The organism is Komagataeibacter nataicola, from assembly GCF_003207795.1.
In the GTDB taxonomy this organism is placed as follows: Bacteria; Pseudomonadota; Alphaproteobacteria; order Acetobacterales; family Acetobacteraceae; genus Komagataeibacter; species Komagataeibacter nataicola.
On sequence record NZ_NIRT01000010.1, the window covers coordinates 1 to 13,955 of the forward strand.

Annotated in this window: 17 protein-coding genes and 2 pseudogenes; 9 read left to right on the top strand and 10 right to left on the bottom strand. The window is 59.7% G+C overall.

Features of this window, described 5'->3' with window-relative positions; translation table 11 throughout:
- Window positions 1-505, bottom strand: a pseudogene (locus CDI09_RS07315) (hypothetical protein); the annotation flags it as partial.
- Between the two features lie 105 nt (window positions 506-610).
- A complete protein-coding gene (locus tag CDI09_RS07320) occupies window positions 611-1,129 on the bottom strand; it encodes a hypothetical protein (protein WP_078523723.1) in 519 nt (172 codons plus the stop codon).
- A gap of 170 nt (window positions 1,130-1,299) precedes the next feature.
- Between CDI09_RS07320 and CDI09_RS07325 the strand changes: the two genes are divergently transcribed.
- From CDI09_RS07325 to CDI09_RS07345, 5 genes are all read left to right on the top strand, one after another.
- Window positions 1,300-1,842 carry an iron transporter gene (locus CDI09_RS07325; protein WP_078523724.1) on the top strand — a complete coding sequence of 181 codons (543 nt, stop codon included), beginning with the start codon at window positions 1,300-1,302 and terminating at the stop codon, window positions 1,840-1,842.
- A gap of 12 nt (window positions 1,843-1,854) precedes the next feature.
- Window positions 1,855-2,991, top strand: coding sequence for an ABC transporter substrate-binding protein (locus CDI09_RS07330; protein WP_078523725.1), 1,137 nt, complete (start codon window positions 1,855-1,857; stop codon window positions 2,989-2,991).
- Entirely contained in the window at window positions 2,978-4,081 is a 1,104-nt protein-coding gene (locus CDI09_RS07335; RefSeq protein WP_078523726.1) for a FecCD family ABC transporter permease, read from the top strand. Before CDI09_RS07330 ends, CDI09_RS07335 begins: the two co-directional genes overlap by 14 nt.
- Complete coding sequence (locus tag CDI09_RS07340; RefSeq protein ID WP_078523727.1) at window positions 4,081-4,860, top strand: ABC transporter ATP-binding protein; 780 nt, start codon at window positions 4,081-4,083, stop codon at window positions 4,858-4,860. The genes CDI09_RS07335 and CDI09_RS07340 overlap by 1 nt, the downstream gene beginning before the upstream one ends.
- A gap of 971 nt (window positions 4,861-5,831) precedes the next feature.
- On the top strand, window positions 5,832-6,341 hold the full coding sequence (locus CDI09_RS07345) for a MucR family transcriptional regulator (RefSeq protein WP_078523728.1): 510 nt from the start codon (window positions 5,832-5,834) through the stop codon (window positions 6,339-6,341).
- 241 nt (window positions 6,342-6,582) lie between these two features.
- Here the strand turns inward: CDI09_RS07345 and CDI09_RS07350 are convergent, their stop codons facing one another.
- The 5 genes from CDI09_RS07350 to CDI09_RS07370 all read right to left on the bottom strand — a co-directional run bounded on the left by CDI09_RS07350 (window position 6,583) and on the right by CDI09_RS07370 (window position 10,357).
- Window positions 6,583-7,368: a sulfite exporter TauE/SafE family protein gene (locus CDI09_RS07350; protein ID WP_078523729.1), complete on the bottom strand. Its 786-nt coding sequence runs from the start codon at window positions 7,366-7,368 to the stop codon at window positions 6,583-6,585.
- 192 nt (window positions 7,369-7,560) lie between these two features.
- Window positions 7,561-7,797: a hypothetical protein gene (locus tag CDI09_RS07355; protein ID WP_078523730.1), complete on the bottom strand. Its 237-nt coding sequence runs from the start codon at window positions 7,795-7,797 to the stop codon at window positions 7,561-7,563.
- Between the two features lie 254 nt (window positions 7,798-8,051).
- Complete coding sequence (locus CDI09_RS07360; protein ID WP_078523731.1) at window positions 8,052-8,993, bottom strand: nucleoside hydrolase; 942 nt, start codon at window positions 8,991-8,993, stop codon at window positions 8,052-8,054.
- A gap of 368 nt (window positions 8,994-9,361) precedes the next feature.
- Entirely contained in the window at window positions 9,362-9,838 is a 477-nt protein-coding gene (locus tag CDI09_RS07365) for a DUF3574 domain-containing protein (RefSeq protein ID WP_078523732.1), read from the bottom strand.
- Between the two features lie 135 nt (window positions 9,839-9,973).
- Window positions 9,974-10,357 (bottom strand): VOC family protein, encoded by a 384-nt coding sequence (locus tag CDI09_RS07370; RefSeq protein WP_078523733.1) that lies wholly within the window; start codon window positions 10,355-10,357, stop codon window positions 9,974-9,976.
- Window positions 10,358-10,559: 202 nt separating this feature from the next.
- Here CDI09_RS07370 and CDI09_RS07375 point away from each other — a divergent pair, with 202 nt between their 5' ends.
- On the top strand, window positions 10,560-11,252 hold the full coding sequence (locus CDI09_RS07375) for a YfdX family protein (RefSeq protein WP_078527556.1): 693 nt from the start codon (window positions 10,560-10,562) through the stop codon (window positions 11,250-11,252).
- Between the two features lie 126 nt (window positions 11,253-11,378).
- Here CDI09_RS07375 and CDI09_RS07380 read toward each other — a convergent pair.
- Window positions 11,379-11,840 (bottom strand): annotated as a pseudogene (locus CDI09_RS07380) (hypothetical protein); the annotation flags it as partial.
- On the opposite strand from CDI09_RS07380, the gene CDI09_RS17560 reads away from it, so the two are divergent.
- From CDI09_RS17560 to CDI09_RS07390, 3 genes are all read left to right on the top strand, one after another.
- Window positions 11,832-12,125, top strand: coding sequence for a hypothetical protein (locus tag CDI09_RS17560; RefSeq protein ID WP_146220817.1), 294 nt, complete (start codon window positions 11,832-11,834; stop codon window positions 12,123-12,125). The pseudogene CDI09_RS07380 and the gene CDI09_RS17560 overlap by 9 nt on opposite strands.
- Window positions 12,126-12,145: 20 nt before the next feature.
- On the top strand, window positions 12,146-12,520 hold the full coding sequence (locus tag CDI09_RS07385; RefSeq protein WP_078527558.1) for a con-10 family general stress protein: 375 nt from the start codon (window positions 12,146-12,148) through the stop codon (window positions 12,518-12,520).
- Between the two features lie 94 nt (window positions 12,521-12,614).
- A complete protein-coding gene (locus CDI09_RS07390) occupies window positions 12,615-13,148 on the top strand; it encodes a DUF4142 domain-containing protein (RefSeq protein ID WP_078523734.1) in 534 nt (177 codons plus the stop codon).
- Window positions 13,149-13,450: 302 nt separating this feature from the next.
- Here CDI09_RS07390 and CDI09_RS18430 read toward each other — a convergent pair whose 3' ends face one another.
- Window positions 13,451-13,588 (bottom strand): hypothetical protein, encoded by a 138-nt coding sequence (locus CDI09_RS18430; RefSeq protein WP_205836648.1) that lies wholly within the window; start codon window positions 13,586-13,588, stop codon window positions 13,451-13,453.
- A 48-nt stretch (window positions 13,589-13,636) separates the two neighbouring features.
- Complete coding sequence (locus CDI09_RS18435; protein ID WP_205836649.1) at window positions 13,637-13,807, bottom strand: immunity protein Imm33 domain-containing protein; 171 nt, start codon at window positions 13,805-13,807, stop codon at window positions 13,637-13,639.
- Window positions 13,808-13,955 lie beyond the last annotated feature (148 nt).

Genomic DNA, 13,955 nt, shown 5'->3' on the forward strand with positions numbered 1-13,955 from the left:
TTTCGGTATCCACGGTCAGCGTGGGCATGGTCACGCCGTCATAGGCGGGGCCGGTGCCCGAGCCACTGGAGCCATCGTTGCTGGAAGGCGAACCGCCGGTGCCGTTGCCCCACACTTCATCGACTTCCTGAATGTCGAAGCTGATGCCGTGCTTGTACAGCCACGGCCGCGCGCCCCACATATTGCCCAGCAGGTTGCCGCTGGTGTCGAGTTTGTCGCCATCGCCTGCGGCCTTTTCCTCCGCTTCCGCCTGGGCGCGCTCGGAATCACGCACCGTGGCGGGGTCGATCTGCTCGACCAGAGGGGTGGAGTTACCGAGGCGGGCGCGGTCTTCCTCGATCTGGGTCTGGACCTGCGCGAAGCCGGTTGCGGGCAGTACCAGCCCGAAGCAGACCAGGCATGAGCCCGCACGCAGGCGGTGGCGCGTCAGCCTGGAGGGGAAAAATGCCGGGCAGCGGGAAAGGGCATGTCTGGCAATGGCAGTCGCGAGGAATGAAGGGCTCATGGGGTCCGCCGTATTGAGAATCAATTTCATTAAGAATGGTTCTCAATAACATTTTGATACGAAGCCGTCAATTCAAACCGGTATGCGTATATTGCAATCCTGTTATTATCTAAGAAAAACCTTGGGCACGCCCTCGCTGTTGAGGCAGGACATGATCATCACCCCGCTCCATAGCAGCAGCGAAAGACTGGCCCCGATGCGGCCGCGCATGCTCATGGCGGCATTGCCGCGCAGCACGGGCAGGTAGACGCTGCGGTGGCACCACAGCGCGTTGAGCATGGCCAGCGTAATAAGCGCCAGCTTGGGGGTAAGATACGCGCGGCTGCCGATATGCACCGGGTCATAGAAGAACAGCACCACGCCCGAGACCATGGCGATGGCAAACGTCACGTGCAGCGGCCGCACCATGAGCTGGGCCGCGGGTGCGATGCGTGCGGCCATGCGGGGCCTGAGCACGCCAAGGTCGAACAGCATGTCCATGCCAAAGAACATGGCCATGCTGATGATATGCACGATGCGGATCAGGTAATGGACCGGCTGGAGCCAGAAGTGGAACATCCGACTGTCCAGCGCCATCAGGACCGCATAGGGCAGGCGCATGAATGCGAAGGGGTGGGTGATCATGGCGGGTGGCTCTCCGTTACCTTGCAGAGGGCATACCATCCGTTGACAGTGATAACAATTATCATTATCAGAGCTTGGAAATCAGCCGGTTGGGAAGCTGCGATCAGGCCCTGGTGTGACTGTAAACAACAATAAATGGCAGCAGGCACCCGGACTTAATTCAATTAAGTATGGAAACCGTCATCATGAACAAGAAATATTCCATTCTGGCCTTCGCCGTCGCGGCGCTGCCTGTCCTTTCCACCGCTGCACAAGCGCGTGAATACCCGATCGGTGGCCCGGTCCATGAACATGACATGGAAATTGCCTCGAGCTACCTGACCGGCATCATGGTCGACCCCATGCCCGCAGGCATGATGGACAACACCAAGCCCGACACCATCCACCTCGAAACCGACGTGCATGCCACGGCCGACAACGTGTGGGGCTACCCCGATGGGGCCTGGGTGCCGTATCTGAACATCGGCTACAAGCTGACCAAGGATGGCACAACATGGAAGGCCGAGGGCACCATGCATTTCATGACCGCCAAGGATGGCCCGCATTATGCCGATAACGTGCAGATGAATGGCCCGGGCCGCTATACGGTGGTGCTGACCTATTCCTCGCCCGAGCAGAACGGCTTCCTGCACCATGTGGATAAGGAAACCGGCACGCCGGGCTTCTGGCAGCCGTTCAGCGAGAAATTCAACTTCGCCTATCCCCAGAAATAAGCAGGGCATATCATGAAACGGATACTGGACGGATGGCGGGCCGTGGCCTGTGGCGCGGTCATGGCCGTGGGGCTTGCGGGGCATGCGCCCGCAGCAGTGGCTGATACCGTGACCGACCTTGCAGGCCGCAAGGTGGACGTGCCGGCCAGTGTCCATCGCATCATACTGGGGGAAGGGCGGCTGATCTATGCCCTTGCCCCGCTGGAAAAACAGCACCTGTTTGACCGGATCGTGGGCTGGCAGGGTGAGTTCCGCGGCGCGGATACGCAGAGCTATGACCAGTATGTCGCAACCTTTCCGCAGGCGGCAGGTGTCGCGCTGATCGGTAAGACCACGGCGGATACGGTCAGCCCCGAGCGCGTGCTCGACCTGCACCCTGACCTTGCGATTTTGACCGTATCGGGCCATGGCCCGGGCAAGGCGAGCGAACTTGTGGGTCAGCTTGAAAGCGCCCATATTCCGGTCATCTTTGTCGATTTCCGCGCTGATCCGGTCAATGACACCATCCGCTCCATGCAGATCCTCGGCCAGGTGCTGCATCGCGAGCAGGAAGCGACTGACTATCTCGCCTTCTACCAGTCTCACCTCAAGCGCATTACCGATCGTGTTGCTTCAGTGCCTGAAAGCCAGCGGCCCAAAGTGTTCATTGAAATGCTGGCCGCCATGCGCGAGAGCTGTTGCCATACGGCGGGCAAGGGCAATATGGGGGCGTTTATTGCAGCCGCCGGCGGCCAGAACATCGCGGCCCCGCTATTGCCGGGCTATATTGGCGATATCGACCTCGAAAAAGTGATCGCCTCTGACCCCGATATTTACATTGCGGACGGCACCAAGGGGCCGAAGGCCAGCGGGCCGGGCGTGCGCATGGGGGCCGAAGTAACGCCGGATGTAGCCCGTGCCTCGCTGCTCAAGGTCATGGAACGCCCCGGCATTTCATCGCTGCATGCCGTAACGGATGGGCATGCGCATGGCATCTGGCACTCGTTTTATGATTCGCCGTACAATATTCTTGCCATCGAAGTCATGGCGAAGTGGTTCCACCCCGATCTGTTTACAGATATCGACCCCGACGCCACGCAGAAGGAACTCTACAGCCGCTTCCTCCCCGTAAAGCAGGAAGGGACCTTCTGGATTGATGCGCGTCCCTGAGGAATCGATCGGTACGCCTTCTGTTTCCTCCTCCGCGGGCCTGTCAGCTTATGCGCGTGAGGTGCGGGGGCGCTACCATGGGCTGCTGCGGCGGCGCATGGGGCTGCTTGGCCTGCTGCTCGCGCTGATCGTGGCCTCGGTGGTGCTTGATTTCTCGCTCGGGCCATCGGGGCTTTCGCCTTCAGCCCTCATCCGCACCCTGCTGCACCCGCATGACGTGCCCGCCGGGCAGGGCGTGATCGTGTGGCAGATCAGGCTACCCTACGCGCTTATGGCCGTATGTGTCGGGGCGTCGCTGGGGCTGGCTGGGGCGGAAATGCAGACCGTGCTCGCCAACCCGCTAGCAAGTCCCTTCACGCTCGGGGTCTCGGCGGCTGCGGCGTTTGGCGCGTCACTCGCCATCATTCTTGGCTGGCGGCTGCCCGGCGTGCCCGATGCGTGGGTGGTGTCGGGGGATGCCTTTGTCTTTGCCATAGGCTCCGTGCTGCTGCTCGACATGGTCTCGCGCAGGCGCAATGCGGGCACCGGCACGGTGGTGCTGTTTGGCATTGCGCTGGTGTTCGCCTTCCATGCGCTGGTGTCGCTGCTGCAGTTTGTGGCCAATGAAGATGCGTTGCAGGACCTGGTGTTCTGGACCATGGGCAGCCTGACACGCGCAACATGGCCCAAGCTGGGCCTGCTGGCCGCCGCCTGCGTGATCGTGGCCCCGCTTTCCTTTGCTGCGTCATGGAAGCTGACCGTGCTGCGCATGGGCGAGGAACGTGCCGCGAGCCTGGGCGTGGACGTGCCGCGCGTGCGGCGTGGCGCGTTGCTGCGGGTGAGCATCCTGTCCGCTCTGGCCGTGTCCTTCGTGGGTACGATCGGTTTCGTGGGGTTGGTAGCGCCGCATATCGCCCGCCGCATGCTGGGCGAGGACCATCGTTTCTACCTGCCGGGCAGCATGCTGGTGGGCGCGCTGGTGATGTCGCTTTCATCCATCGCGGCGCGCAACCTGCTGCCAGGCGTGGTCATTCCCACCGGGATCGTGACCGCGCTGGTGGGCATTCCGTTCTTTCTGGCCATTGTGCTGCGCAGGCGGAGCATGACCTGATGGACGGGCTGTACTGCGAGCACATGACCGTGCGCTACGGCAGGCGCACGGTGCTGGATAATATAAGTGTCGGGCCGTTTCCGCACGGCCAGGTCTCGGCGCTGCTTGGCCCCAATGGCAGCGGCAAGTCAACGCTGCTGCGCGCCATGGCCGGGCTGGGCGAGGCCACGGGTAGGGTCATGCTGGGGGCGGATGACCTGACGCGCCTCAGTCTGGCCGGGCGCACGCGGCGCTGCCTGTACCTGCCGCAGGCCCTGCCTGCCATGGTGCACCTGCAGGTTCTGGAATCCATGCTTGCCGCTCAGCATGCCACCGGCGTTGTTCCATCCGATGTGCAGGGCGATGAAATCGATGCCGCCCTGCATATGCTGGATGTGTTTGGCATAGCCCATCTGTCCATGCGGTATATGGATGAACTCTCGGGCGGGCAGCGGCAGCTTGTGGGGCTGGCACAGGCGCTTGGCCGCCACCCCGATGCCCTGCTGCTTGATGAACCGCTCAGCGCACTTGACCTGCACCACCAGTTTGCGGTGATGGAGATCCTGCGGCGTGAAACCGCTGCACGGCAGATCGTGACCGTGATGGTGCTGCATGACCTCAATATTGCCGTGCGCATGACTGATTACGACGTGATCCTGCGCGAAGGACGGATTATTGCCGCAGGCACGCCACAGGCCGTTATTACGCCCGAAACTCTGGGCCAGACCTATGATATTGTGGCGCGGGTGGAAAAATGTAGCCGGGGCCTCCCACACGTTATGGTTGACGGCCTGTGTTAAACCGGGTTTCGAGACCCGAGGAAAATTACAATTCATTACATAATGGATATTTCGTCGCCCTGCCTGTGACGGTCGGCGGCGAATCACAAGTAACGCGCTGTCTGTCATAACAGGATGGTGATGGGCAATGCCTGCAGGGCAGACCCTTATACAGTGCGCTACAATAACGCGAACCCGGCCATGCAGCGCAGTAGCTGTATTACGTGCAGGGGCATCGGGTCGTGCAGTGCCGATGTGATAACATGGTATGATGATGAATACTGTATTGAGGCATGATGCTGAAAAAAGTGCTGATATGTAAAAGCATGTTAGCAAAATGTAATGACAGGCGTCTGGCCGGACCGGTTACGACCGCAGCCTGCGGGCATTATGGTTCATCTGTCTGTTTGTGGTTATTGATGCAGATATATTCTATTTATAACTAAATATAAACCATAATCGCTAAAATTTGTCATAACATCGCGTGTTTATACTCTGTTCCTGATGCGGATACAATGAAAATTCTGTAACGTAGAAGCAGTGATTCGCCCTTTTCCGGGCGCGTTCCATTTAATTATTATAAGAGATTGTTTGAAAAAAACATTGATAAAAAATAAGAAAAGTTTTTGGGTGCCGTCTTTTTTTAAAAGGCAGCGTTTTCTGAAGCTTTTTATAAAATATTCACCAAAAACCTTTATAATTTCAGGATATTATTGATCCTGACTTTTCAAGCAGCCTCTAAACAAAATAATTGCATATATGCAGGGGGAAGGATAATGGTTGGATTATTATAATGTAATCATGACCTGCAAGAACAGCATGGCGCACCCTATGCAACCTATGCTGGCGGCAAAAGCAGGGGAGGCTGTAATGGGGGTGGCGTAAAAAATACGGGTTAAAATGCTTTATTGTGGTTGCATAATACACGCATGATTATTACTCATAGGGTTAATCATCCCCTGATGACCCGACCACCAAGGAAAGTACCGACATTGGATAATAAAGAAATCCCGCATACCGAACTGGTATCCATGACCACCGAGATCGTGGCCGCGCACACCAATCATAATACGGTTGCTGTTGAGCAGATCCCCACACTGGTCGAGACCGTTTATACTGCGCTCAAGGCACTCGGGGCTGAAAAGGCGGTTGAACCCGCGCCGCTGCAGCCTGCCGTGCCCATCAAGAAGTCGGTCTTCCCCGATTACATCGTCTGCCTTGAAGACGGCAAGAAGCTGAAAATGCTCAAGCGCCACCTGCAGACCGCTTATGGCATGACGCCGGAACAGTATCGTGAGAAGTGGGGCCTGCCCGCCAATTACCCGATGACTGCGCCGAGCTACGCCGCGCACCGCTCGTCGCTTGCCCAGAAGATCGGGCTCGGCCGGAAAGTGGTGGTTGAACCCGTGGCCGAGGAAGTCGAGGAAACACCTGCTGCAAAGCCTGCCCGCAAGACCCGCGCACGCCGCAGCAAGAAGAACACGGACGACACGCTGGTCTGAGCCAGCCCGTTACGTAAAGACAAAACACCCGCCCCGGTAACGAGGCGGGTGTTTTTTTTGTTTGTTGTATCAGGCAGAAGAAGCAGATTGAGCTTTCATATCAAGAAGATATTTTTAAAAATTCATATTGATGAAAGTTCTGGGCACCTGCCTTTATCTGCCAATAGCACCCCCTGAACCTTTTTCATGACCTGCCCGGCATTATGTCCTGTCTGTCCACGCCAGACAGGCGGGGCGTGGATCAGATAACCTTGAGGCCCACGGTCAGCAGGATGGCGGCCAGGATAATCCGCTGCGCCCGGTCAGGAATAAGGCCGATGCACAGGCTGCCCAATATAATGCCCGGAACAGACCCGCACAGCAGCGATGCCAGCAGGGGCATGTCGATATCCCCGATCCACCAGTGCCCCATGCCCGCAATGGCCGTGAGCGGCACGGCGTGGGCGATGTCGCAGCCCACGAGGCGACGGATTTCCAGGCCGGGGTAGAGAAAGATCAATGCCGCCATGCCAATCGCGCCAGCGCCGACAGAGGACAGCGTGACCATGACGCCGAGCACCGCGCCAAGCAGCGTGGTCAGGTGCGCGGTCATGGCGGGGTTGATGGCAGCAGCCTTGCGGCGTGAGAGATCCTGCAGTTTCTGCCGGAACAGTACGCTTGGCGCGGTAATGAGCAGGGCAATGCCCAGTGCGACCGAAATGACATGCGTCACAGCGGGTGAGGGGCTACCCGCCCAGTGCAGGGCGGCAATGGTCAGTAGCGTTGCCGGTATGCTGCCCAGCGCCAGGCGGCCCACCACATGCCATTCCACGGACTGTTTGCGACCATGCACCAGTGTGCCCACAGTCTTGGTCAGGGCGGCATAGAGCAGGTCGGTGCCCACGGCGGATTGCGGATGCACCTTGAACAGCAGGATCAGCAGCGGCGTCATGAGCGAACCACCGCCCACGCCGGTCATGCCCACAAGGAAGCCAACGCCAAGGCCGGAGAGAACATAAAGCAGGTTGATGGATTCAAGCAGGGGCATGGTGGCGGGTTATCCGTTTCTGATCGCCTGGCGCTAAAAACACGATAAAATAAAGTGAAATATCAGGTATCTGTGCAGTTTTCTACGTGGAATTATGATCCGGCACAAGCCTGATCGTTAATAAGCTGCCCCGTTATTTTTGCAGGTATCGCGTAAAATAGAAAAAACCCGGCGCGAGGCCGGGTTCCATCATCAGTAAGGGTAGGGATAGGGCGGCGGCGGCGGGGGTGGCCGCCATGCCCACCGGCGTGGCGGCGGTGGGCGGTCATAACGCCAGCCACTCTCGCGCCAATAAGGGCGGCGCGGCCCACCGGCATAGGGGGCATGCCAGTGCGGCTGGTCACGCCACCCCCAGGGCTGGGCCTGCGCTCCACCATGCGCACCGAGTAAGAGCAGGGCGGTAAAAGCAGCCAGGATCATCTTTTTCATGGCGTCCTCCTGCTGGCAGATAAGCCCCGGATTGCGGCAGGATCTGGATGGTTGTTTTACGCAATGCAATAAACGGCCCGGAAACCGACATGCGGGGCAGGACTTGCGAAAAGCCTGTCCCGCCATCACCGCGGCAGGGGGCTGTTCCGGTGGAACCGGACTGTCAGCCGCTGGTGAATGACTGCACCATTCATGATGAACCCGTCATGGTCCGGGCCAGCGGTGCCTGCCAGGCATGGGCGGCCCGGCCAGCTTCAGGGCAGGCGGTCCAGATGCGCCAGCAGTAGCGCCCATAGGCCGTCACTCTCCACTTCATTGAGGAAAAGCGCGTTACGGGGCCGGTCGGTCACATGCCACCAGTCAATAGCGGTAGCCCCCTGCATGAGCGGACTGCCCACCTCAACCGATACGTTCACCTCCCGCCCTGCAAACAGGTTGGGGGCAAGCAGCCAGCCGATGGTGCAGGGATCGTGCAGGGGGGCACCGTCCCACCCATATTTGGCCAGGTCAAACCGCCCCGAAAAGCCCAGCATGGCCGCTGCCGCCCGGGCGCAGCGGCCCTTCAGCGCACTGAGCCCCGCCATCCGTGCCGGCGTGACCAGAAAGCGGTGGGTTACATCCAGCGGCACGAGCGTGTGCGCGATGGCGTGGCGCAGCACGATATCGGCGGCATCGGGGTCGGCATAGACATTGAACTCGGCGCTGGGCGTGATATTGCCGCCTTCCGCCCATGCGCCCCCCATGGAGACGATGCCCGCCATACGCTGCGCGATATCGGGCGCCTTGACCAGCGCCATGGCCAGATTGGTCATTGGCCCCAGCGTTACCACCGTTATGCTGCCCGGTGGATGTGCCCTGATCGTATCGATCAGGAAATCCACGCCATGCTGCGCGCGGGGCTGCATGACGGGATCGGGCAGGGTGGGGCCATCCATGCCGGTCTGGCCATGCACATGCGCGGCGGTAATGGGCGTGCGGCGCAGGGGGGCAGCGCAACCGGCATGAACCGGAATGTCGGTGTGCCCGGCGAGTTCCAGCACCTTGCAGGCATTGGCGGTTGTGTGATGCACCGACACGTTGCCCGCCACGCTGACCACGCCCAGCACGTCGAGACCGGGGGCGGCGAGGGCGAGCATGATGGCAATCGCATCGTCCTGCCCCGGATCGGTATCAATGATGATCTTGCGCGGGTTCACGATAATCCGGTCCTTTATACTGTGGGGCGCTGGTTGGCATAGGTAACCTGATTGAACCCGTGTTGACAAAGTCACGCAACGCAACCGCCACGATCCGTTTTGTGTCCCTATGATAGCAAACATGATGCGCTGCTGGTGCGTGAGGCGCAGGGGGTGACCGCACGGACAAGGGCACTGCGCCCCATGTCATCTCAGCGCGCCGCCACAATTCAGTGCTTATGGGCCGGTGACCCTTGGCGTGCCGCGCAATAGCCCCGTCGGGTTGAACCATAACCCGGACGTTCCGTATGCCGTCTCCGCACGGTCTGGTTGCCCCATGCTTCCATCATGGCCGTAAATAGTGGTGGGGCGGGGTATTAAGTGCTCTCTCAGAACGCGGCGCAGCCGGGCGTGATGACCAGCCCCACGGAATCCTGCCCGAAGCGCTGGCGATAGGCCTGGCGTATGGCCTCAAGCCGTGGCTGGAGGTCAGGAGTGAAGGGGGTTGCCACCCAGATGATGCGCGAGGGTTCGCGCACGATGCGCCCGCTGTGCTCATCCCGCCATTGCCCCGTCATCCGCAGGACCGAAAAACCGGCGGGAAAACGCGGGGTAATGATGTCACGCACGAAATGGGTCCAGTCACGCTGGCTTACATGACCGCCATCAGGGCGGTTGAGGCCGAACAGGAGCGAGACCTGCAGCACGGATGGGGCATGTAACGCCGTGCAGGCGGTCTGTAGCGCATTCGGCCCAGGCGCATCCGGCCCGCGTGCATGGGTCGGGTGCCCCCACGCCACCGCCATGACCAGAACGGCGATGCACAGGCACCATCGTGTTGAAAAGACAGCAGGCTGGCGGCTCATGGTCTGCCTTCTTTCCGCCCGTTACGAGGCGCGGCGCAGTCGAAAGTTTCTGGTGAAGCTTTATTCAAACGCTTCGGAAGAACGCCGCCTCCCCGAAAAAAGGCGGCGTCCGGAAACTGTATCGGCTGGTCCGGATCAGGACTTTACGCGATAGAGCGCGCACAGCTTGTTGCCGGTCGGGTCGCGCAGATAGGCCAGGTACAGATCGCCATTAGGCATGTGGCGGATGCCCGGCGGGTCTTCGCAGGTGGTGCCGCCATTGGCCACGCCAGCGGCGTGCCATGCGTCGATCACTTCAGGCGAGGGGGCGGCAAAGCCGATCGTGCCCCCGTTGGCGGCCGTGGCAGGCTGGCCGTTGACCGGCTTCGTAACAAGGAAAAAACCCGTATCACCGTTATAGACCAGCTTGCCCTTGGCATTGATGGTGGCGGGGGGCACGCCAAGGGTTGCAAATATGCTATCGTAGAATTTCTTTGCGGCTTCAATGTCGTTTGCGCCAACAGCAATATGGCTGAACATGCAGTTTCTCCGTGAGTAATAATGGTCTGTCACGATCATGGCACGGCGCGCGCGGGGCCGACAACCGCCCGCATGCGGCCCACGGTGTAACAATGGCAATAGTCATGGACCCCGTGTGCCATTTTTTGTAATATTCCGCCCGGGCGCGGATATCCGGGCCACGGAATAAATGAACAGACAGATTGCTCTGAAAAGGGAAACCATGCGTTTTATCGCTTCACTGGCCGCCGTGGCGGGACTGCTCGCCGCCCCACTGGGTGCCCACGCGGCATCGGTGCATACGGATTGGGAAAAGTTCAAGGCCACCCGTGCGTTCAATCACCTCTCGGCTGATGGGCAGCGCGCCATGATGGATGTGCTCAATGCCAAGCAGGTGCTCGACGCAGGCCAGACCGACGCCGCCATTCCCGCGCTGTATGACGCGACCAGGCGCCTGACCGCAGCAGGCAAGGCCAACACGCAGTTCATCGCTGCCGAGACAAGCCTCCACCCCGCCCCGCAGCACCCGGCGGCCCCCGGCCACGTGGCAGGCACCACGCCCGTGACCTGGATTCCGGTCGGGGGTGAAATCATTGGCAGCGAGACGCTTGCACCCGAGAAGAAGGCCGCCATCGCCACCGCCAACACCCAGCTCAAGGCGGGCCAGACCAAACAGGCCGCGCAGACGTTGCAGGTTGTGGGCGAGGATGCCGATTTCATCATGGCGCTGACAGCCCTTGAACCCACGCAGGGCGCGATCAACCGCGCCACCGTCTTCACCGAAGCCCGCCACCCGCAGGAGGCTTCCGCAGCCCTGCAGCAGGTGCTTGATAATGTCGTGTTCGTTTCGGAAGATGTTTCCGAGACACTGGCCCCACCGACCGCCGGAACCCAGGCTACCCCTGCACAGAAATAACCTGCCACGGGCCTGAAAGCGGCCTTGGCAGACGAGATAAAGTTTCCGGGTGCCGCCTTTTTTCAAAAAGGCGGCATTACTTTTAAAATGTTGAAGCTGTTCGATATACGGGATGGCTATTCTTTTCTCCCCACCCACCTTTTTCTTTTCACGTTCGGCATCCACGCTCATGCGCTGGAACGCGCCTAGCGAAAGGACGATGAAGGTCGCCACCACCAGCAGGCTGGCGGGGTAGAGAATGGCGGCCGGTTCGCTTGTACTGGTCTCGAAAACGCCAACCAGTCCTTCAATGAATACCGCAATGATGATGGTGGTGATGAACTTGGTCAGGCTGGCCCGTGCCTCGCCGAGGCTTTTCTTGCCGCTGGTCTGGATCACCTCCTCCTCCACGAAGTATTTGGCCACGTCAAAGACCGCCACCGCAATCACGACATAGCTGATGGCCTGCAATATGGCGTTGCGGCCCGTATGCCATGACTGCCCCACGGCCCTGATCAGGTCGAACATGCCCGATGTCAGCAGGAAAAGGGCCAGCATCATGAGCAGCAGACTGGCGCAGGCGAACGCGAAGCGGGAGAGATGTTGCATGTTGCTCTTTTCCTGATGCTGTGGCCATGGCGATGGGCTTCCTATCGCGTGGGGTGGGGATGGGTTGCGGGTGAAGTTGGGGCTACCGCTTCGCTTTATTATGAATTTTGTCCATATAAGGTGTTTGTGGTGCTGAATATTTATTTTTTATTTTCCGCAGGTGTGCCGAAACCGCCTGCCGGTTGCCTCGTTGAACCCTCCACAGCACCTGTTGCCGGGATTGCTTTCTCGCCCTGGCCCCATGAGGCGGCGAGAAAAAACAAGGATCCCGTATCCGTGCTGTAATCTGGAAAAGGTGAATGACCATGTCTTATCGCATTCCCATGCAAGAACGCACCCGTACTGCCACCTCAGCACCGGCTGATAGCCGGGGTGGTGGGGGCGCCGAGCATAATCCGGGCAACTTCGCCAATGACCGCAAGAAAGCCTCGGAGGCGGGCCACAAGGGCGGCCAGCACAGTTCGGGCAATTTTGCCCAGGACCCCGAGCGCGCAGCCGAAGCGGGCCATAAGGGCGGGCAGCACAGCCCCGGCAATTTCGCTCACGACCCGGCAAAGGCCGCCGAGGCAGGCCATAAGGGTGGCCAGCATAGCGGCGGCAATTTTGCCCAGGACCCCGAACGCGCGGCGGAAGCCGGGCGCAAGGGCGGCCAGCATAGTCACGATCACGGTAAATCCTGACTGATGCCGGGCGGAACCCCGGCCTGGTTCCGCCCCTTCCATTGCCCGGCCGGGCCGGGATGACACGGATTTCTGATCCATCTGGAGCAAAACAATGAAAAAAAGCATGATGGTGATACTGGGGCTGGTGGCCTGCGTGCCCGCGCCGGTCCTGGCCCAGTCCATACCCGAAAAGGCAGGCATCAACTCCCTGATGGGGGTGGCGCCCCGCACGGATGATTTCATCAAGCTGGCCACGATCAGCGATATGTTCGAGATCCAGTCAAGCGAACTGGCATTGCAGGACAATGACCCCAAGCTGACCGCCTTTGCCAACCGGATGATCGAAGACCACAAGAAAACATCCGCCGCCCTGAAAGACCTGCTCCAGAGCAGTAATGTACAGGTCAGTCCGCCCACTGGCATTGACGAGGCCCATCAGGACAAGCTCGATCACCTCAAGACCCTGCATGGCCGTGACTTCGCCCTGCAGTACCGTGCGGACCAGATCGCGGGGCATGAAGATGCTGTCTCGCTCTTCCGCCGTTATGCGCAGAGTGGTGATAACGCAGCGCTCAAGACATGGGCAGGCAATACACTGCCCACACTTGAAAACCACCTGCAGATGGCCAAGGACCTGCCACAGTAAACCCGCAGGCACGCCACCCGCCTGTTCGGGGGCAGCCTGTATCAACACCTGCCAAGGGAGTATTTCCCATGCAATACGGTCAAGACAAACAGATGCATGGTGGGGCGGCGACCAACCCGCGCCATGATATACCTTTAGCCACCCCGGCAGAAAAGCGGCATGTCTTTATTGTGGGGGGCATGGTGGTGTTTTTTGTAACGCTTATCGTGCTGACATGCCTTTTCGCGCCCCACATCCCGCTGCCACGGTTCTGAGCGTGGCAGCACTCCTTTTAAGGCCGCCTTTTTTCAACAAAGGCGGCCTTACTGTTCTTCAACAGGTCTGCTGGATTCAAGCTCAAGGTAAATCCGGTCATGCGCCGTGTCGAACCGCCATCCAAATGACAGGGCCACATAGCGCGCCAGGTCGGGCCGTACTACGGTGACATAATGGGCGTGCACGGTTTTCAGGCTGGTGATGTCACCATCATAGCAGTCGGTGATGATCCATCAGCCTGACATATGGGGTGGCGAGGCATAGCGCACGCCCTGCACCATATCACGTTCATAAACCCCATCGGATACCACGATCAGCTGCTCGGGCTCGGGCGGGCTGAACGCGGCCTGCGCTTTGCGGCAGGTGATGTGCTGTTCTTCCCAGTAGGTTACGCGGGCATCCATGCCTGGCTGTTCTTTTTGCCCGGACGCGCTGCATCCGGTCACGGGTTCATGAAAGTCAGAGTAGTCGTCAGCAGCACATTCGCCGCATGTGGCCCAGTAGCCGTAACGAATGGGCTCGCCGTTTTTTATGATTGGGGTCATATCCTGC

Coding starts and splice junctions, on each gene's coding strand:
- CDI09_RS07390 (WP_078523734.1), top strand. CDS start 12,615: ATGAAAAAAAGCATGATGGTGATACTGGGGCTGGTGGCCTGCGTGCCC.
- CDI09_RS07335 (WP_078523726.1), top strand. CDS start 2,978: ATGCGCGTCCCTGAGGAATCGATCGGTACGCCTTCTGTTTCCTCCTCC.
- CDI09_RS07355 (WP_078523730.1), bottom strand. CDS start 7,797: ATGAAAAAGATGATCCTGGCTGCTTTTACCGCCCTGCTCTTACTCGGT.
- CDI09_RS07325 (WP_078523724.1), top strand. CDS start 1,300: ATGGAAACCGTCATCATGAACAAGAAATATTCCATTCTGGCCTTCGCC.
- CDI09_RS07365 (WP_078523732.1), bottom strand. CDS start 9,838: ATGAGCCGCCAGCCTGCTGTCTTTTCAACACGATGGTGCCTGTGCATC.
- CDI09_RS07385 (WP_078527558.1), top strand. CDS start 12,146: ATGTCTTATCGCATTCCCATGCAAGAACGCACCCGTACTGCCACCTCA.
- CDI09_RS07320 (WP_078523723.1), bottom strand. CDS start 1,129: ATGATCACCCACCCCTTCGCATTCATGCGCCTGCCCTATGCGGTCCTG.
- CDI09_RS07370 (WP_078523733.1), bottom strand. CDS start 10,357: ATGTTCAGCCATATTGCTGTTGGCGCAAACGACATTGAAGCCGCAAAG.
- CDI09_RS18435 (WP_205836649.1), bottom strand. CDS start 13,807: ATGGATGCCCGCGTAACCTACTGGGAAGAACAGCACATCACCTGCCGC.
- CDI09_RS17560 (WP_146220817.1), top strand. CDS start 11,832: ATGTTGCATGTTGCTCTTTTCCTGATGCTGTGGCCATGGCGATGGGCT.
- CDI09_RS07375 (WP_078527556.1), top strand. CDS start 10,560: ATGCGTTTTATCGCTTCACTGGCCGCCGTGGCGGGACTGCTCGCCGCC.
- CDI09_RS07340 (WP_078523727.1), top strand. CDS start 4,081: ATGGACGGGCTGTACTGCGAGCACATGACCGTGCGCTACGGCAGGCGC.
- CDI09_RS07330 (WP_078523725.1), top strand. CDS start 1,855: ATGAAACGGATACTGGACGGATGGCGGGCCGTGGCCTGTGGCGCGGTC.
- CDI09_RS07350 (WP_078523729.1), bottom strand. CDS start 7,368: ATGCCCCTGCTTGAATCCATCAACCTGCTTTATGTTCTCTCCGGCCTT.